The organism is Sphingobacterium sp. SGR-19, assembly GCF_011043555.1.
GTDB lineage: Bacteria > Bacteroidota > Bacteroidia > Sphingobacteriales > Sphingobacteriaceae > Sphingobacterium.
Genome location: NZ_JAAKGS010000005.1, coordinates 80,246 through 100,044 on the forward strand (window position 1 = coordinate 80,246; position 19,799 = coordinate 100,044).

The 19,799-nt window shown below is 46.3% G+C and carries 12 protein-coding genes; all 12 read left to right on the top strand.

Annotated features, from left to right (window positions below; genetic code table 11):
- The first annotated feature begins 71 nt into the window (after positions 1 to 71).
- The 12 genes from G5B43_RS11145 (at position 72) to G5B43_RS11200 (ending at position 19,796) form a co-directional block, all read left to right on the top strand.
- Positions 72 to 254 carry a hypothetical protein gene (locus tag G5B43_RS11145; protein ID WP_165294830.1) on the top strand — a complete coding sequence of 61 codons (183 nt, stop codon included), beginning with the start codon at positions 72 to 74 and terminating at the stop codon, positions 252 to 254.
- A 149-nt stretch (positions 255 to 403) separates the two neighbouring features.
- Entirely contained in the window at positions 404 to 1,582 is a 1,179-nt protein-coding gene (locus G5B43_RS11150) for a sialidase family protein (RefSeq protein WP_165294831.1), read from the top strand.
- Positions 1,583 to 1,612: 30 nt separating this feature from the next.
- Positions 1,613 to 2,716, top strand: a complete 1,104-nt coding sequence (locus tag G5B43_RS11155) for a nucleotidyltransferase family protein (RefSeq protein ID WP_165294832.1) — start codon at positions 1,613 to 1,615, stop codon at positions 2,714 to 2,716.
- A gap of 594 nt (positions 2,717 to 3,310) precedes the next feature.
- The gene (locus tag G5B43_RS11160; protein WP_165294833.1) at positions 3,311 to 3,478 is read left to right on the top strand and encodes a hypothetical protein; all 168 of its coding nucleotides are present in this window, start codon (positions 3,311 to 3,313) and stop codon (positions 3,476 to 3,478) included.
- Positions 3,479 to 3,525: 47 nt separating this feature from the next.
- On the top strand, positions 3,526 to 5,409 hold the full coding sequence (locus G5B43_RS11165; RefSeq protein WP_165294834.1) for a fimbrillin family protein: 1,884 nt from the start codon (positions 3,526 to 3,528) through the stop codon (positions 5,407 to 5,409).
- Positions 5,410 to 5,515: 106 nt separating this feature from the next.
- Complete coding sequence (locus tag G5B43_RS11170; RefSeq protein WP_165294835.1) at positions 5,516 to 6,445, top strand: DUF5106 domain-containing protein; 930 nt, start codon at positions 5,516 to 5,518, stop codon at positions 6,443 to 6,445.
- A 15-nt stretch (positions 6,446 to 6,460) separates the two neighbouring features.
- A complete protein-coding gene (locus G5B43_RS11175) occupies positions 6,461 to 6,928 on the top strand; it encodes a S24/S26 family peptidase (protein ID WP_165294836.1) in 468 nt (155 codons plus the stop codon).
- Positions 6,929 to 6,931: 3 nt separating this feature from the next.
- Positions 6,932 to 8,557 (top strand): ABC transporter ATP-binding protein, encoded by a 1,626-nt coding sequence (locus G5B43_RS11180; RefSeq protein ID WP_165294837.1) that lies wholly within the window; start codon positions 6,932 to 6,934, stop codon positions 8,555 to 8,557.
- Positions 8,558 to 8,573: 16 nt separating this feature from the next.
- Positions 8,574 to 12,476: a helix-turn-helix domain-containing protein gene (locus tag G5B43_RS11185; RefSeq protein ID WP_165294838.1), complete on the top strand. Its 3,903-nt coding sequence runs from the start codon at positions 8,574 to 8,576 to the stop codon at positions 12,474 to 12,476.
- Positions 12,477 to 12,639: 163 nt separating this feature from the next.
- Positions 12,640 to 15,210, top strand: a complete 2,571-nt coding sequence (locus G5B43_RS11190; protein WP_165294839.1) for a hypothetical protein — start codon at positions 12,640 to 12,642, stop codon at positions 15,208 to 15,210.
- A 30-nt stretch (positions 15,211 to 15,240) separates the two neighbouring features.
- Positions 15,241 to 18,225 carry a SusC/RagA family TonB-linked outer membrane protein gene (locus tag G5B43_RS11195; protein WP_206367328.1) on the top strand — a complete coding sequence of 995 codons (2,985 nt, stop codon included), beginning with the start codon at positions 15,241 to 15,243 and terminating at the stop codon, positions 18,223 to 18,225.
- Positions 18,225 to 19,796, top strand: coding sequence for a RagB/SusD family nutrient uptake outer membrane protein (locus G5B43_RS11200; RefSeq protein ID WP_206367329.1), 1,572 nt, complete (start codon positions 18,225 to 18,227; stop codon positions 19,794 to 19,796). The genes G5B43_RS11195 and G5B43_RS11200 overlap by 1 nt, the downstream gene beginning before the upstream one ends.
- The last annotated feature ends 3 nt before the right edge of the window (positions 19,797 to 19,799 follow it).

A 19,799-nucleotide genomic window follows, 5' to 3' on the forward strand; every position in this document is an offset into this window, starting at 1 on the left:
TATAAACAAAATTGGATCTGAACCGTTCTTTATATAGAATGGAATGTTGAACTTTTTAAAACGTATATATTATGAATACGCCAGAAAATGAAAATAATCCGAAGACAAAAGAGGAGTTAGAGAAGGAGAAACGAGAAAGCGAGAAAGAGGATACGAATGAAGGCAGTGGTTACATACCACCCCTGCCCGAAGGTAAGGAAACTCCGCGCAAACACGACGATCCGATGGTTCACCGAGAACCAGGAACACTTTAACTATAACACTTGTCGATAGAAAAGAGACGCCCAATAGCGTCTCTTTATGTAAATATGATATGCTCTTGCGCAAACTTTCTATAAAAAAATGGGGGATAAAATTTTTAGATTTGTTTCCTATAAACCATGATCAGAAAGTTAGTTGTTCTATGAGATACCAAGTTAAGTTTACAAAAATAAAAAGAGGCTTTCGTGCTTTAGGAGTAGCGTTGCTAATTTGTAATGGGTTTACCGCCCAGGCTCAACCAGGCGAGCCGGCAAAACATCGCGCAGGTATTGTTTTGGAAGAGTTTCTGTTTACGAAAGCGGACTTCCCGTCTTGCCATTCTGCGACTATTGTTGAATTACTTAACAAAGAGTTGCTTTGTACGTATTTCGGGGGTACGCACGAGCGGCATCCGGATGTGGAAATTCGGCTGCAGCGTAAGAAGCTGGACGGTACCTGGACGCGTCCTGTATCGGTTGCCGACGGTATCCAGCCCGATGGGGAACGTCTACCGACTTGGAACCCGGTGCTGTTTCAGCCAGAAGGGGAAGATCTTATGTTGTATTATAAAGTAGGGCCTAATCCGCGGGAATGGTGGGGTGAATTTATTACGTCAAAAGACAATGGCCATACGTGGAGCGAGCCGCGGAAGCTTGAGGGCAAGTTGCTCGGGCCGATCAAAAATAAGCCTATACAGTTAGCTGACGGGACGATCCTGTCGGGGTCCAGCGATGAAAATGACGGGTGGAAGGCGCACATAGAGCGCAGTACAGATGGCGGTAAAAGCTGGACGTTTATTGGTCCGTTGAATGACGGAGAGCGCATCAGTGCAATACAACCAGCTTTGCTTACACATGCTGACGGAAGCATACAGATGCTTAGCCGCTCCAATACCAAAGGCGAACGGATAGCGGAAACATGGTCCCGCGACGGCGGCCTGACGTGGTCTGAGATGACCTACGGCACATTACCCAACAATAATTCAGGGCTAGACGCGGTGACGCTCAAGGATGGCAGACACCTCTTGATCTATAATCATTCAACGCGGAGCCAGGAAGGTATGGGGCACAAAGGACGCGGTGTCCTGAATCTGGCTGTGAGCAAGGATGGTAAGGCGTGGGAAGCGGCCTTAGTCTTGGATTACTTGGATGAACCTGAAAAGCAGTATTCTTATCCATCAATCATCCAGACGGCAGACGGTTTGGTACATATTGTTTATACATGGCATCGTGAACGTATCAAACATGTGGTTATTAACCCTAAGAAGTTAGAAACATTTCCTATAAAGGATGGTCAATGGCCGCTGGAAAATATTCCGCTCGTGGTCAGTACCGAACAATAATTTGAAAAAAAACACTAGCTTTGAAAAAGTATGAAGGACAATCTCCGTGATATATTTTTTCAGCTGCTTCGCATGGGCCTTTGGGGAAAAGGAAGACTTTCTGCGAGCAAACCATTATCTGATGAAGATTGGGCTGTCCTTTATCAGTATGCAATGAACCATACCGTGGAAGGTATTCTCTTCGACGGTTTTTCGTTATTAACGGAGGAGCAGTTACCGCCTCGGGCGCTGCGCATGAAATGGACGGTACGGGTCGATCAGATGGAGCGTCATAATATTCAGATGGGCAAGGTTACGGCGGAGCAGTTTAGGGATTTCGTCCGACTGGGGGCAAAGCCAATTTTGCTAAAAGGGCAAGGCGTAGCCAGTTGTTATCCAAATCCTTTGCATCGCATATCGGGAGATATTGATTGGTATTTTGAAGGCGACGGATACGATATAGTGGGTAAACGTTTGCAGGAAAAAGGTCTTCTTGTCGATTCGGCGTTGGGTTTCAGTTTAGGTTACGATTGGCAACGGATACATATTGAACACCATCGCCGCTTGTTTGATATACGTAGCCTTTTTAAACAGAATTATCTTAAAGAGCTGGAGTTGCTTTACCGCGATGACGAGCAGTCTGTAACAATAAATGGGCAGGCGGTTACGATACTTGCGCCGGAATTGCAGATACTACAAGTGAACGTACATATCTTAAAACATATGCTTTCTTTTGGCATCGGTTTGCGCCAGATTTGTGATGCCGCCATCTTATATCATGCCTATCGCGATAAAATCGATACGGAGCAGCTTAAACTTATATATAAAAAAGTCGGTATATTGAAATGGGTGCACGTGCTGCACGCTATGCTTGTCAAGTACCTGGGGTTGCCAAAAGAAGATTTGCCTTTCCCTTATCCGGACAAGTTGAAGGTAGATTGGATGATGGATGAGGTATGGTATTCCGGCAATTTCGGCTTTTACGACGAGCGTTATCTAGATGGCGAAGTCTCTTTCGTTTCTGTTCACCCTGATGGCGCCCGCCGCATCATACGAAGCATGCGCTTATATTTTAAATACGCTCCCCAAGAGGTAATCTTTTTTCCCATACGACGTGCAACTGCCCGGTTGAACGCTTTTTTCTCAAATCGCTAGCAGTTATTTCTACTCGAGACTCGTAGCAATATAAATAAGTCCCTCCTCTGCCTGGGTAAGTTATTCACTATCATCTTTTAATTTACGCATTCAGCCGCTACCTAGGTAGTTATCTACTGAAGACAGACGCTCCTTTTCTTCCAAAAAACCTATAGATTCTCCTTTACTTCTTGTGTGTTACATACTAAATGTAGTATCACAGCTACAAAAAAGTTAAGTTTTTGCAAACAAGACAAAAGCTTTGTTTGTTGTGTTTCTGTAGTCTTAAGACACTTTTTGTGCGATTATAGCTATATAGTTACAGTTTGTACGGCAAAAAATTAAATTTAATTCTTTGTTTGTCTTATTGTTATTATGTAGTTTTATGAAGTTTTTGTAGCTGAAATGCTATAGTATTGTTATTAATTAACTGCCAGATGTATGAAAAATTACGCTAAACTATCCGCTGAGGGGAATATGTTTTTTGCTGAACATTTGCATGCCCTGCATAAATTATGCAATCTTTTCAACTATGGTTCACTCTTTACGTGCGTTCATCAATCATAAACAAATACAATTAATAATCACCATATAGTTTAATTAAATAGTATAAATATGAAAACAAATCAAAAAAAAGAGTACGTGGCACCCAGACTGGATGTCATCTTAGTTGAATTGGAGGAAGGTATTGCACAGACTTCGGGGGTAGATGCAGGTAGCAATCCATCATCAAATCCTTGGACAGAGGGCGACGGCGGTGGTGGCAATTGGGAAGGAAATTAGTCTATTGTATTTATAGAATATCATTATTAATTAGAAATCAATAAAACATGAAATTAATACGATTTAAACGTGCAAATTGGGTTGTCGCAATGGCAATGCTTGCACTTCCTGGGGCGCTACTAACCAGCTGCTCTAAAGAGACAAATCCTACTGAGCAGGTAGAACCGAAAGGCGATAAGCTGGTCATTTCGGTGTTGGGGATTAATGACGGCAGCGCGGGCCCTGCGCTAAAAGCAAAGACGGGGTCGGCTTCTGTGGCAAAATCAAACACGATGGGTTCTGACAATGCATTTGACGTATATGAGTTTGCGGACGTAGACATGGCTGTTTCGTTAGGAAATAAGGTGCCTGTAAAGGAAGCAAATGTGGCTGTTAGAAAAATGAAGAATGGTCCCTCGGCCAATGCCGGCTTGAAAATGGCAGAAGAAGTGCCTGCAGGCATCAAGTATGTGGTCTACATCTATGAAGGTAGTACGTTAGTAGCGTCCGCAGAGTTAGCGTCTGGAACTGCGGGAACTATCGATGGATTGGATCCGGAAGGTGAATATACATGGGTAGCACTTTCGTATAACAGCGACAGTGCGGTGCCTACATTGGAGCCTAGCTCGCCTTCAATTACTTTACCAGGAAATACAGACGTTTTGCATGCTTCGGGCACCGTTAATCTAGCGACGGACCCAACAATTGGTATTATGTTTGACCATGTGTTCTCGCGTATCGGTATTGAGTTGAATACGATGGGGGCTTTCGGTGAGATAACGGGTACGCCTGCTGTAAACGTGACCGGGATAGAGCTGACAACTGGCGATATTGATTTGTTAACGGGCGAAGTGACTGAAAGTTCGGGGTCTTCTCCGCTTACCCTGACGTATGCCGATTTTGAGAATGTAGATCCGGCTTACGACGATGCAAAGATTGCCTATGTGTATACAGCAGGTACGACCGCACAAAATATATCGGTAGCTGTACAAGGTTTGGATATCAGCCATGCAGACGGTAATTTGCCCCGGACTTACTTTGCTAACCAGGCTACGTTTAATACTACAGTAACACCTGTAAGGGGGCAAAGCCACCATGTGTTATTGAACGTGGTAGAATCGGCGTTGACGACTAATCACGAAAGTACACCAGTGAGATGGGCTCGATCGAACTTGTACTACAGAGGCGATGGCGTTAACCGTAATTATGCTTTCTATTCTCAGAACCAACAAACAACGAGGGCAGACGGCTACTTTGCGTTTGAAGGGGTAGAGCCGATGAAATTCGCCTCTGAGGCCGAAAAAGGCGATCCTTGTGCACTTGTGTATCCTGCAGGCCTTTGGAGAACACCGACGGTAGCTGAAATCAATTCAATCACAACGTCTTCAGGTGTGCTAAGCAACGTATTAGGTGCGATTTTAGATGTTGTACTTGCAAACCCGGCTCCCGGATCTTCTCTCGGTAACGGCTACGCCCAGTACTCTTTACAAACTGCACCATCAGGAGAGAATGCGTTTGGAAGTGCTACCTCTAACCAGAATAATCTACGCTTTTTCTACAACGGGCAGATTACCAATGCTGCTGTGCTTACTGCCTTAGGAGACGATGGATTGGCAGGTGTGGGACTTTCAGATCTATCGTTGGAACTTGCTGATGTAGAGGTATTAGATACGAATATTCCAATCTTAGGCACCAGCGTGGGTACTATTGCTGGTCTATGGACCGGTTCGCGTTTACTAAGTGGTTCCTTGTTAACCGCGTTAGGGACGAGTGTAGGTTCTCAGGGTTTCGTAGCGCATGAAGCTTCGGCACTATTGCCTCTCGGTAGTCGGTTTGTTAAAGCAACAACTACAGCTGAGCTTTTAGGGAATGTGGATCTATTAGGCTTAGATGTAGCGGACATATCCCTTAAAAACGTTCGTTGTGTACGGGCACCTCAACCGGCACCATAATAATATGCGTTTTTGACAATAACGAAAAGGCCATCCATTGCGGATGGCTTTTTTTGTTTGCGTAATTAAGCAGAAAAAGCTAACTTAACCGAAAAATCACCAAATTATGAATTTTGTTACGCTACATAAGGGGAAGCTATATTGGGCAATAGCCATCTTATTAATCTGTTTTTCTTGTGGCAACCCACGGGAAACACAATCTGTGCAAAATGGTAATGTACATGCAGAGAGCGATATAATGGCATCGATTCCCGCCAAGCACCTGCTTAGCTATTGGGACGGTTTCAATTTTAAAGCGAAGGTGCAGGCCGTTAATCCGGATGAGGCGGAGCAGAAGCTGGTAGACTTTATCGCGCTGTTTCCGACTGTACCCGATACAGTCGTACAGGTTTGTGTGCATGATATGCTGAAAAAAGCATCCGTTGAACCGCAAAATTTCGCTTATTTTTTGGATAAATTTAAACACTATCTATACGACCCCAATTCGCCAATGCGAAATGAAGATTATTATAAACATACGTTAACCTACCTTGCAGCAGATACGACCTTGTCGCCGGACGAAAGGAATAAATATACCACCTTATTAGAGCTTGTACGGAAGAATCAGGTCGGAACGGTCGCGACCGATTTCGAATATCTAGCCAAAGATGGTAACTACCGCAGCATGCACGAGGGGACAAGACCCTATAAAATGCTTGTTTTTTACGATCCGACGTGTACGCACTGTGTAGCTATTATGCAAGACTTGGCGAAAACGCCGGCTGTAAATAATTGTATAACGAACGGTTTTTTAGAGATTGTATCTGTAAGTTTGCATCCTGATAAGAATAGTTGGATCGGATATCAAAAGCGGATACCCGATAACTGGGTCAACGGCTGGGATGAAAAAGGTAGGGTTATCGAGGATGGTCTGTACAATATACGGGCTTACCCAACCATCTTCCTACTGGATGAAGCGAACGAGGTGTTGTTGAAAGATGCACCGCTCGATGTCACCTTACGGTATCTGGTGAATCTGGTTTCCCCGAAATCGTAATGAATAGATGTTTGCATGGATAATCAAACAGTCCGTATAGACAACGAAACATACTTTAAGCTGGTTGTGCAGGAGCTTGAAGCAGGAAACGAGGTCCGTATCCCTGTGATAGGCAGGAGTATGGAGCCCTTTTTGAGAGAAAGAGATGAAGTACTTTTACAGACGGCAAAAATAGCGGATATCACTGTGGGAGATATCGTGTTGGCGAGATGGAAGCAGCGTTATGTGCTACACCGTGTGGTACGAAAAAAAGCGGACGGGTTGTGGCTTGTAGGTGATAACAACCTTGCGCAGATCGAAAAAATCGCCGCAACAGATTTGGTTGCGGTGTTATTCGAGGCACGTCGTGGAGGAAAGTTGTTGCCCGTTTCCAGTACCTTTAATAAAAACTTAGGCATGTTGTGGTATCACCTGCGTTTTCCCCGGCGTGTGGTGGTTGCGGTTAAACGAAGGTTGTTAAAAGCCCCGACGGATTATAAATAAATATTGGAACACAAACTAGCATATCAAATAAAATGGGCGTGGGCTTTCTCAAAGCCCTATCGGGGAGCTTTACTGCTTTACTTTCTGGCGGAGCTGATTGCCTTGGGGCTATCCTTGCTATTTATTTACTACTCAAAACATGCTATTGACTACGCAATCGCCGGCGATACAGCCAGCATGAAGCAATCGTTGTGGTTGGCGATATGGAGTGTAGTGGGAGGACAAGGAGCGAGTTTATATGCTTCATGGGTAAACGACCGCATGCGTTCCCGGATGTTGGTGCGTTTGCAGCAAGATGTGGTAGATGCACAAATGCGGGCCACATGGACGTTGGTGAAAAATTGGCATACAGGGGATGTCATGGTGCGGGTCAATACAGACTGTCAAGAAGTGGTACAGATGATCGGTACAACAGCCGTGGATGCTATTGTCACCATTTTCAGATTGCTCTCGGCTTTTGGCTTCTTGTGGATCATGGATCCAATGCTTGCCGTGGTGATACTTTGTATTTCCCCATTGGTCGTGTTTTCCAAGTTGTATTTCAAACGGCTGAAAAAGATGAACCAGGAACTGAAACGTGCAGAAAGCAACTTGGGAAATGTAGTGCAGGAAAACATGCGGTTTCGCTTGGTCATTCGAGCTTTGGGATTGCAACGGATCCGCTGGGATAAAGTAACGGGAAGCCAGGAAGCGATTTATGCCATGAAAATGCGCGTCTTGAATTTCTCTACGGTTTCGAAAGGTATTCTACGCTTTACCGTCAATGCCGGTTTTTTGCTCACCTTTATCTGGGGTATTTTTCGGTTGCATGCCGGAGAAATTACGTTTGGTACGATGTCGGCCTTCTTACAACTGGTGGGGCGAATCCAAGGACCTGTTTTGACATTGATGGGATTTGTCCCGACATTTATCCGGTTCCGCACAGCATTGGAACGCGTGGATGAAATGCTGCAGTCCGAGAAAGAGGAAGAAGTGGAAGCAGAATATCTGACCGACATACAGCAGGTACGCTTACGGGACGTAGGCTTCCGTTACGAAGATAAAGGGGTATTCCATGAGTTTGACGCCGATTTTGTTCGAGGCAAACCAACAGCCGTAGTCGGCGCAAGTGGAAAGGGAAAGACAACCCTTATTCGTTTGTTGCTCTGCCTGCTTAAACCCAATAGGGGCACCTTGCAACTCCATACAGAGGGAAATGAAATACCGTTGAGCAGGGCACATCGCACAAATTTTGCCTACGTGCCCCAGGGCGATAAGCTTTTTAGCGGAACGATACGCGAAAATCTACAGGTAAGCAACCAACCCGTTTCGGAAGAACGTATCCAGGAAGTGTTGGTAACAGCTTGCGCTGCATTTGTATATGATTTGCCGGAGGGCTTGGATACCGTAGTAGGCGAATCCGGCTACGGACTTTCTGAAGGGCAAGCGCAACGGATAGCCGTGGCGAGGGCACTCTTGCAGGATTGTGCCGTTTGGCTGTTCGATGAAGTGACTTCTGCCCTCGACCCGTCAACGGCCGTGGAATTGACCGACCGCTTATTCGAAGTTGGAAAAGACAAAATATTGGTTTTTGTAACCCACGATCCGGTATTGGCCGAACGATGCAGCCAAGTGGTGTATATTGGCTAAGAAATGGCGAAGTGTGATGAAAAGATATATATTTTTTGCCATGTTTTTGTTGCTGATCCAGGTGAGGGCAACTGCACAATCGGACAGTTTTCATTATTTCCAAAATATCCCGCTCGATGCTAAGGCGAGTACGGTACATGCTTTTGCGCAGGATAGTCTAGGCTTGCTATGGCTGGGCAGTAACAACGGGTTGTATCATTACGATGGCTATACGTTGCATGCGGCACCAGGCGGAAAACCCGAATACCAAACCTATATTTATAGCATTGAAGTATTGGATGGGAGCCGATTGGCGTTAGGTACCGAACGCGGCGTTGGCCTATACAACTATAAAAAAGATTGCTATGAAGATCTGCCCATGGTCGATGTTTCGGACGTCAGGGCCTTACTGCTGGTTGGCGATACCTTATGGATAGGATCCTTGAAAGGCCTGTACACGTATGATATCAAACGAAAAACCTTTTCGAGCTTTACGGAGAAGTTGAAATCGGAATTGACAAGTCAAATTTATGCCCTAGCCCAACAAGGGAGCAAAATTCTTGTTGGAACCTATAACGGACTTTTTGAAGTCACTCCGGAGACAGCCTCTGTTCGGCAGCTCGTGCTGTCGGAATACCGGAAAGGGGCGAATCAGTTTATTAACACGATCTTGGTTTTCGATCGAGAACATACCTATATTGGCACCGAATATGGGTTGTACATTTATGCGGATGATAACGTAAAACTGCTCAAAACACCGCATTTACAAAACCTCCCCGTGAAGTCCATGGCGAAGCGTGATGCGGAAACGCTACTGATTGGCACCGATGACGGTCTCTTCGTTTACGGGCCGAGACAACAAAGATTGCAACGCATAAAGCATGATGCACGCAACCCATTTTCCTTGGCAAACAATATTATATGGAGTGTCTTTACCAGCCGGACAGGCGCTGTATGGGTGGGGACAGATTTAGGCTTTTCAGGATGGACCGAAGGACGACGGGAAAGGAAATTTCCGATCTACCAGTTCACGCGTAGCAGCAATGGTAATAAATTTTATCAGATCTGGAGGGACCGGTCAGGGTGGTATTGGCTTGGCGGTGATAATGGATTGATAAGGACGCCGACATTTGACGAAACGGAAACAGAGGCCTATTGGTATCGAATGGACGCCGCAAAATATGCATTGCCCCACAACCGCGTACGGGATATCTACGAGGACCGGGAGGGATTGCTATGGGTAGCATCAGATGGCGGAGTGAGTTTGTTCGATCCGCAGACAAACGCATTTAAAAGTTTTATGATTGTGGATAGTAGCGGGCGAAAAAATGCGAAATGGGCTTATGACCTCGAGGAGGATAGAAAAGGAAACCTTTGGGTAGCAACGTATATGGGAGGAATTTTCGTCGTTCCGAAAGAAAGGTTAAAAAAGGCAACCAATGGGTATGTTATCGGTGAAAGTTACGATCAGTCACGTGGACTGTTAGCGAATTTTGCGAATCAGATTTTGCTGGATCATCAAGATCGGATGTGGGTACTTTTCTACAACAGGGGTATAAATACCATCGATGTACATACGGGGCACACGAAGGAGATCAAGGGTGCAGATGGCAAAGCGATATCCGATGCGGTATTTATGTTGATTGATGCGGAAGGAACGGTTTGGGTAGGACAGCATGGCACGTTGTTGTGTATAGCGAAGGACGGGAAAAAAGAATCGATTACATTTGATCCGCACGGAAAGGGAGAGGTGACTGCCATGGAGAATGTAGGGGATCATCTTTGGGTAGCCAATAATGTAGGCGTCTGGAAGATAGATAAAAAAACCTTCCGCAGCGTGTTGGTACGCTATGGAGGTGGTGTCACAACCTTATTTTACCGAGCAGATACGAAGGATGTTTTGCTAGGCGGGATCAACGAAGTAGTAGTGCTTCCGGCTACGGGGCCTATCGAGCAGCCAAGGACTGCGTCGACTATCGTGCTGACCGCGATGTATATCAACAATAAGCGTTTTGGAGCTAGCGGCTATGGCTTGCGCTACCGCCATGAGATTGTGCTGGAACATCAGCAGAACAATCTCCGGCTGGAATTTTCCGACCTGGACTATGGAAACCAGCTAGGGCATCGCCTGGCCTATGCATTTAAGGCACCGAATGAAACGTGGATACCACTAGAACAAGATGACAACAGGATACAGCTTAGCAACCTGCAATCGGGTGATTATACCCTGCAGGTTGCGAAGATCGACATGTTAGGACAGGTTATTTCTGCAATTTCGCTTTACGAGATTAAGGTTAACTATCCTTGGTATGCAACAGTTTGGGCAAAGGTGATTTATGCGTTAGCGATGTTGGGACTCCTCCTGTGGATATTGAACTTTTTTCGGGTGCGAAACAAGCTGAAATGGGAACGAAGGGAACGAAAGAAAGTCATGGAACTTTCCCGGATGAAAATGGATTTCCTAACGGCGGTATCCCACGATCTCAAAAATCCGTTAAGCCTGATCTTGGCACCTGTGAGCCAACTGATGCTGAAAACCAAAAACCCGGATAATAAAAAATTATTGGACGGCGTGCATCGGAACGCCATGAAAATTAATAATCTGATTCAGGAAGTGATGACGTTTGAAAAGATAGATGATCGTTCGGACGTTGGCGAATTGATTACCTCGCAGCTGGATATAACGGCTTTTGTAGAACGTTGTGTAAACGAGTGGAAGCAGTTGGACTTGTATAAGCATATTGAATGGCGATTGGTGTCGGATATCCCGGGGTTTCTGATCCAAACGGATGCGGCTAAACTGGAATCTATGCTGAATAACTTGCTTTCTAATGCCTGTAAATATAGTAAGGCGGATGGGACAATAGTGGAACTGCACCTGGGACGTAGTGAAAAGGGTATTATCTTTATCATCCGGGACAATGGAATCGGTATAAAGAAAAAGGATTTACCTTATGTATTTAGTAAATTCTATCGGTCAGCGGCAGACGAGGTACAGGCCATGGATGGAACGGGGGTAGGCCTTTATCTGGTTCGTAATTATGCGGGACAACTGGGCTGGACGGTGGAGCTCGATTCGCAGTGGATGGAAGGAACCACCGTGACCATAGAAATACCGGTAAGTAGCGCCTACGTGATACCAAGTGACGAGGAAGTCGAAAGGGAGCGAAAAAAACTGCTGATCGTAGAGGATAATGAAGAGCTGTCTTCTTTTTTACTGTTGGCCTTTGAAAATATATATGATTGCCGAACCGTCGTGGATGGGCGGGCAGCAATTGATTTAATAGATCATTCTTTTAAACCTGATATGATTGTGTCCGATGCCATTATGCCCAAAATGGACGGGCTGGAAATGGTACGGCAATTGCGTAGGCGTACCGACACCGCTATTATTCCGGTCATTCTATTGACGGCTGTTCGTGATGAACAGCTTCAACGTGCGGGGATTGCGGCGGGCGTAGATGCCTTCGTTCAGAAACCATTTGATCTGGAGCTGTTGAAGTTACAAATGCAGCAACTGCTCTTGAAGAAGACGACATTGCAAACCAAGCTGCGTATAGATGAACTATGTGAACCGCGCGAACACCAGATTGCTGTATCGCCCGATGAGCAATTGTTGAATAAAATAACACAGGTTATCGAAGATGCGATAGACGATTCCGATTTTTCGGTGCAACGGCTGGCTGATGAGGCAGGTGTGAGTGCGAAGCAGCTGTACCGAAAAATAAAACAACTGACAGGACATACGCCGGTAACCTATATCCGGACAGTACGGATGAAAAAGGCAGCATTACTGTTGCGCCAACGGAAGTTTACCGTCGCCGAGGTGATGTATATGGTCGGGTATTCGAATGCGTCGTATTTCTCCAAATGCTTTCAGGAAGAATTTGGGACAACACCCAAAAATTATATGGAACAGCAAGATAGGAATACTTCTTAATTGGCTTATTCACAGCTTATTATTTCTTTATTTAGGCTTTCGGACAGGTGGAATGTCCGATTTGTGTTAGGCTTTGTCCGAAACGTGGTCGCGTTAATGGGTAATGCTTGTTACGTTTGTGTTATTATTTCGCTAACAAAAAAATTATAAAACAAGTATTATCATGCGTAATTGTATTCTAGGGTTCTTTGCCTGTTTTTTCTGCTTGTCTGTTTTTGCACAAGCTGATAAAAATGTACCTACTATCTATGTGGATAAAGAAGGGGTGATGCGATGGTCAGATACGAAACAGGAAGCTTCTTTTTTTGGTGTAAATTATACAACGCCTTTTGCGCATGCTTACCGAGCTTTACAATATAAGGGAATAGACCACAAAGCGGCGATTGATCGCGACGTTTATCATCTTGTACGACTAGGCTTCAATGCCTACCGTATCCATATTTGGGATGTAGAAATTGCAGATGGGGAAGGCAATTTGCTGGAAAACGAACACCTGGAATTATTGGACTATCTCTTGTTCAGATTGCAGGAAAACGGTGTTCGCATATTGATAACCGCTATGACGAACTTTGGGAACGGCTATCCCGAACGTAATGTGCAGACCGGCGGGTTTTCGTATTTATATGATAAGTGTCAAATACACGCTAACCCGCAAGCTATAGCTGCTCAAAAGCGGTATATCACCGGACTCCTGCGCCATGTAAACTCTTATACGGGCCTTGCCTATCAGGATAATCCTTATGTGGTAGGCTTTGAAATTAATAACGAACCTTGCCATACCGGCGAGGTGGGTACTACGGAACGCTATATCCGTGAAATGCTGGCTGCAATGAAGAAAGCGGGGAATAAGAAACCGGTTTTTTACAATGTGAGCCACAACATGGAACATGTATCGGCCTACTTTAAAGCGGATGTGCAAGGAACAACGTACCAATGGTATCCTATCGGATTGGTAGCGGGGAAGGAGCGAAAAGGTAACTTCCTTCCTTATGTAGCGCATTATGATATTCCGTTTGCAAATGAAAAAGGCTTTACCAATAAAGCAAAAGCGGTGTATGAGTATGATCCCGCGGATATTACATACAGTTATATACATCCTGCAATGAGCCGTACATTTCGCGCGAACGGTTTCCAGTGGATAACGCAGTTTGCGTACGATCCACTGGATATAGCCGCTTACAATACCGAATACCAAACCCATTATCTGAACTTAGCCTATACGCCGGCGAAAGCGATCAGCATGATGATCGCGGCTGAAACGGCGTATAGAACCCCGCGAAACCAGTCTTTCCCGGCTTATCCTCAGGATACGCTATATGGGGATTTTATGCTAAGTTACGGGCAGGACCTCGCGGTGATGAATGTGGATACCGCCTTTTATTATACCAATAATACCCGTGTGCACCCGAAAAGCATGCAAGCATTGCGGAAGATAGCCGGACACGGGAGCTCGCCGGTAGTGGCCTACAGTGGCTCGGGTGCCTATTTTTTGGATAAATTGCAGGATGGGGTGTGGCGGTTGGAGGTTATGCCTGATGCGGAGACCGTGAACGATCCGTTTGCTAAGCCGTCTTTATCCCGGGAGGTGGTACAGATTCTTTGGTCGGAAAACGACCTGGAAATTCGCTTGCCAGATCTTGGAGAGGATTTCTCTTGGAAGCAGTTAACGCCCGAAAGCTCGACAAGCGGGCAGGCGGACGGAACAGCGATGACCGTAACACCGGGTGTCTATATACTCGGTCGGAAAGACCAACCGGCGTGGGCAGAATGGAACAGCTCGACGGTATGGAACCGCTATCCCCTAGGGCATTTTGTGGCGCCGGCAGCGTCTGAAAAGCCGATGCCCACTGTCGTGCATGAATCTGCACGCTATCAGGAAAGGGGTAGTGATTTGGCGATTTCATTCCACGTCGTGTCGGCAGTAAAGCCGGACTCGGTGATTGTCCAGACGGACGAAGTATCATTCTGGCGGGATGACAATACGTATATCAAGCTGGAAAATCAAGCAGGGTATCGATATGTCGGTCATATTTCTGGATCTACAATCCAAGGAGATAGAATTCGCTATACGGCCACGGTTTATGTGGGTGGTGAAAAATACACTTTTCCACAGGGAACGTCGGGAGCACCGCTGGATTGGGATACTGCAGTTAGCACCTATTGGACAACGGAGCTTGTTGATCGCACCGCACCTATTGCGCTTGCCGAATCATGGTCGGCGCAGCCGGCGTGGGAGACCTATGCTATTCCCGAAACAGCCTTTAGTGAGGTACGGAAAACACAAAAAGATCTGGTGACGGTACCCATGTGGTCTTATACATTTGCCAGACACGATAGCGAGACGAAATTTTTCTGGTTGAAAGATATCAAACAGGTGATTGCCGAGCGGGAGTATAGGATCGATGAGGTGAAAAACTTGATGATAGCGGTGGGGAATCAGTCGTTTGACGGGAAGATACAAATAGGATTCGTATCTAGCATGGGCTATACGTATGTGGCAACGGTAGAGCTGGAGAAAGGTGCGCAGCAGACGCTTCGTGTTCCGTTGGAGGAATTAACGTTGGTGCCGACAGCCTTGTTACCAGCGCCCTACCCCACCTTTTTAGAACGTTATTTTGTGCCAGTGACACCGATACCGTTTGCTATCCGGGATAGCGAGAAATTGATCATTTCGACGGATGGCGCCGTAGATCAACACGCCGTCATCAGCATCGGAGCGGTCTGGATGGAATAGTATAAATCTAAATATATAATACACAGTAACATGAAGCCTTTTACTATAAAAATTGGTGTTGCCTGTTTGTCGTTGGTTTGCGGTACGGGAAGCATGATACTTCTCGGATCAGCATATGCCGGCACACAGGAGAAGACGGTCTCCCGGTTCCAACAGCTTGTTCACGGCGTGGTTCGGAATCAGAACGGGATACCTTTACAGGGCGTTTCAGTGCGGGTGGTCGGCACGAATGTAGGTACATTGACCGCAGAAGACGGAACGTACAGCATATCGTTGCCGACGGGATCTAAACAACTTGCGTTTACTTTCCTTGGACATGAGGAGCAAACGCTAACGGCGACGGGGAGCGTGCTGGACGTTTTCCTAATGGAAGCGGGAAATGTGCTCGAAGAACTCGTGGTGGTGGGATATGGTACGATGACTAAGAAAGATCTGACGGGTGCGGTGAATACCGTGAACAGCAAAGATTTCAACACCGGGCTTGTCGGTTCTCCCGAACAGCTGATTAACGGAAAATCGGCTGGGGTACAGGTGATGTCAAACAGCGGTTCGCCGAGTGCCGGGAGTACAATCCGTATCCGTGGAGGGGCCTCGTTGAGTGCAAGTAACGATCCGCTTATCGTATTGGATGGTGTCCCCTTAGAGGCTGGCGGTATCAGTGGCAACAGTGGTAATTTTCTAAGCCTCATTAACCCCAACGATATTGAGAGCATGACGATTTTGAAAGATGCTTCTGCAACCGCTATCTATGGATCGCGGGCGTCCAACGGCGTGTTGTTAATTACGACAAAAAAAGGAAGAGGGGACCAGCTACGCTTTTCGGTATCCTCGGTGTTGTCCGCTCAACAGCCTTGGGGAGTAGCGGATATGCTGGGTACGGACGAGTTTCGGGCATTGATTGATTCGAGAGGTAACGATAAACAAAAAGGACTTATCGGTGACGCGGATACGGATTGGCTTCAGGAAGTCTTCCAGACGGCGTGGGGAACGGATGATAACTTGAGTGCCACAGGTAAAATTGCCGGACGTGTACCCTTTAGAGCATCGGCAGGCTACTATAATCAACAGGGAACCTTGCTGACGGATAGAGCGGAGCGGGTGACGGGATCGCTTGTATTAAACCCTTCGTTTTTGGAGGATCACCTTCAAGTGACCGCGAATCTGAAAGGATCCCGTAATAATAACCGATTTGCGAATACGGACGCGATCTGGACGGCGATGGCTTTTAATCCCACGCAACCTATTTATTCGGGTGAAGATGCATATGGCGGATATTATGAAAGTCTGGATAATGCAGGCCTTCCGGCGACCGGAGCAAACCTCAACCCGCTCGGCCTGTTGCATCAGGAGAAACACCGGAGCCACGTGAACCGTTTAATTGGTAACCTTGATATGGATTATAAGTTTCACTTTTTACCGGAATTGAAAGCGCATGTGACACTCGGCTACGATTATGCGAAAGGGGAGGGCTATAATCATATACCAGCAACAGCAGCGAATAGTTTTTTAATTGGTGGCGCTTATGATACCTATGAAGAAACATTAAAAAACCGGCTGTTTACCGGCTATCTAAATTATAATAAGGAGTTGCCGGATTTAAAAAGTAATTTGGAACTAACGGTAGGGCATGACTATCAGTATTGGAGTGCGACACGCCCTCCGATTACGTATTACAATGATCGGGAGGAGGTACGTTCGACGGCTATAGCGAGAGATCAAAGGCATACGTTGATGTCGATTTATGGGAGGCTGAATTACAGTTATGATAGTCGTTATTTATTGACAGCGACGGTAAGACGTGATGGAACGTCTCGCTTCAGTCCGGAAAACCGCTGGGGAACATTTCCTTCGCTGGCATTGGCTTGGCGGCTTTCGGAAGAACAATTCTTGAAGGAGGTGTCGTTTCTGGACGATCTAAAACTGCGGGCGAGCTACGGGGTGACGGGCCAACAGGAAGGTATCGGGAATTATGGCTATCTGCCGATTTATAATCAAGGAACGCCGTATGCCCAATATCGGTTTGGGAACCAATATCACTTGGTTTACCGGCCTTCGGTGTATGTACGGGATTTACGCTGGGAAACGACGAAGGCATTTAATTATGGTCTGGATTTCGCGCTATTCCAGAACCGTATATCGGGAACCGTCGATTATTATACGCGCAAAACGCATGATTTATTGGCCAATGTGGCGGTGCCGGCTGGAACCAATTTCGATCAGATGGCCACAACGAATGTGGGGAATATTGAAAGCCGTGGGTTTGAATTCCAATTGAATACGGTGCCTATCGATCGAGAAGACCTGCGTTGGGAGGTAAATCTTAATGCCACCAGTCAACACATGAAGGTGACGAATATCACGATGGTGCCCGATGCTTCATCGGTAGGAACGTATGCCGGACCCGAGGTAAACGAGCGTGGTATACAGATCTTGACACCTGGATATGAACCGTATATGTTTTATGTATATAAGCAGATGTATGATGAGATGGGAAAACCACTGGAAGGGGTTTATGCAGATCTGAATGGAGACGGTGGCATCAACGAAAGTGATCTCTATCGCTATCAGTCTCCGGCAGCAGATTGGTTATTTGGATTCAATACACAGGTGTCTTACAAAAAATGGTCGGCGTCTACGACATTAAGAGCACATGTAGGCAATTATGTATACAACAATACCAAAATGAACCTGAGTGCATGGGAAACGCTACAGTATGTGGATCCGGCACTCAACAATTTACATCGGGACTATCTCCATACCGGTTTTCAGGCCAGACAGTATTTTTCGGATTACTACGTAGAGAATGGTTCGTTTCTGCGTATGGAAAATATTTCTTTGGGTTATAATATGGGACGTATAGGTCGTATTTCGAATCTACGACTCGGCGCGATCGTACAAAATGTGTTTGTCATCAGCAAATACACGGGAATAGACCCCGAAGTACCCAGCGGCTTTGATAGCTCGTTCTATCCGCGCTCCCGGACGTATTCTTTAAGTATAAACTTAGACTTTTAATGATGAAGACAAACTTAATATTATGGTTGGCCGGAATGATGTGTTTCATCGTTTTGCTAATATCCTGTACGAAAGATCTGGATCAGTTTCCATCGGTGGAAACGACTTCTGAACAGGTGTATACCTCGGTGGAAGGCTACCAATCAGTTTTGGCAAAGTTGTACGCTTCTTTCGCGGTGGCGGGAAACGGTCGTGGTGATGATGACCCGGATATGGCGGGTACGACGGCTTCTTGGGGCTATTTGCGGGTGTACTTCAACTTACAGGAAATCCCGACGGATGAGGTGATATATACGTGGGCAGGAGGCGATAACCTCGTGGAGATACAGTTTATGAACTGGGGGGCTTCGGATACGTGGGTAAATGCCATGTATTACCGTATTTACTATACCATTGCGATATGTAACGAGTTCTTGCGTAATGTGACGGATGAAAAGCTGGCTGCTTTTGCCGAAGCGGACCAAGTGGCTATTCGGGAGTTTGCTGCAGAGGCACGTTTTTTACGGGCGCTGGCTTATAGCCACGCGATGGATTTGTATGGGAATGTGCCTTTTGTAACGGAGCAGGACGTGGTCGGCGCTTTTTTTCCGCCACGTATAACACGTCCGGAATTATTCCGCTACCTCGAAGGTGAACTAAGCGAAATAGCGGAACTCTTACCGACAGGGCCTCAGCACGCGTATGGGCGGGTGAGCCGCGAGGCGGCTTGGGCATTACTCGCAAAGAACTATTTAAATGCGCAGATATATACGGGTGAAGCACGTTATGGGGATTGCCTCGATTATTGCCAAAAAATAATAGACGCAGGGTATGTGCTGCAGGAAGATTATAAGAAGCTGTTCAATGCCGATAATGACCAGCGGACGGAGGAGATTATTTTTGCTATTCAGGCCGACGTTGCCCATACGAGTACTTGGGGAGCGACGACGTATTTGGTGAATGGCCCTATTGTAGGGAGCATGAAAGCGGAAGATTATGGTGTGCTGTCCGGGTGGAACAGCTTCCGGACATTGCGGGAGTTTGTCGGGATTTTTAATGCAGCAGATACGCGTGGCGACTTCTGGACGGATGGTCAGACCTTGAATATTGATGACCCTTCATCGTCTAGCCAAGGATACAGCATCGTGAAATTTACCAATTTGAAAGACGACGGGACATTTGTAACAGATGAAGGAATGGTTAGTACGGATTTTCCGATGATCCGTTTGGCGGATGTGTATTTGATGTATGCCGAATCAGTTGTCCGCGGTGGTGGGGGAGATCTGCAGCAGGCATTGAATCTGGTGAATCAGATCCGACACCGGGCATTTGGGAGTGACGAGGGTGAAATTTCCACGGCACAGTTGACCTTGGATTTTATTTTGGACGAAAGAGGACGGGAATTATTCTGGGAGGCAACCCGCCGTACAGACTTGATCCGCTTCGGCCGGTTCACGGGGGATAATTATTTGTGGCAGTGGAAAGGGGGCGTAGTCGATGGCCGGGCAACGGATGCCAAGTTTAATTTGTATCCTATTCCGGTTACGGATATGGCCGCGAATCCAAATTTAATTCAAAATACGGGATATTAGCAT

Excerpts from the sequence above, each read along its gene's own strand:
- G5B43_RS11145 (WP_165294830.1), top strand. The coding sequence starts at position 72 with ATGAATACGCCAGAAAATGAAAATAATCCGAAGACAAAAGAGGAGTTA.
- G5B43_RS11165 (WP_165294834.1), top strand. The coding sequence starts at position 3,526 with ATGAAATTAATACGATTTAAACGTGCAAATTGGGTTGTCGCAATGGCA.
- G5B43_RS11160 (WP_165294833.1), top strand. The coding sequence starts at position 3,311 with ATGAAAACAAATCAAAAAAAAGAGTACGTGGCACCCAGACTGGATGTC.
- G5B43_RS11190 (WP_165294839.1), top strand. The coding sequence starts at position 12,640 with ATGCGTAATTGTATTCTAGGGTTCTTTGCCTGTTTTTTCTGCTTGTCT.
- G5B43_RS11155 (WP_165294832.1), top strand. The coding sequence starts at position 1,613 with ATGAAGGACAATCTCCGTGATATATTTTTTCAGCTGCTTCGCATGGGC.
- G5B43_RS11185 (WP_165294838.1), top strand. The coding sequence starts at position 8,574 with ATGAAAAGATATATATTTTTTGCCATGTTTTTGTTGCTGATCCAGGTG.
- G5B43_RS11170 (WP_165294835.1), top strand. The coding sequence starts at position 5,516 with ATGAATTTTGTTACGCTACATAAGGGGAAGCTATATTGGGCAATAGCC.
- G5B43_RS11200 (WP_206367329.1), top strand. The coding sequence starts at position 18,225 with ATGATGAAGACAAACTTAATATTATGGTTGGCCGGAATGATGTGTTTC.
- G5B43_RS11195 (WP_206367328.1), top strand. The coding sequence starts at position 15,241 with ATGAAGCCTTTTACTATAAAAATTGGTGTTGCCTGTTTGTCGTTGGTT.
- G5B43_RS11175 (WP_165294836.1), top strand. The coding sequence starts at position 6,461 with ATGGATAATCAAACAGTCCGTATAGACAACGAAACATACTTTAAGCTG.
- G5B43_RS11150 (WP_165294831.1), top strand. The coding sequence starts at position 404 with ATGAGATACCAAGTTAAGTTTACAAAAATAAAAAGAGGCTTTCGTGCT.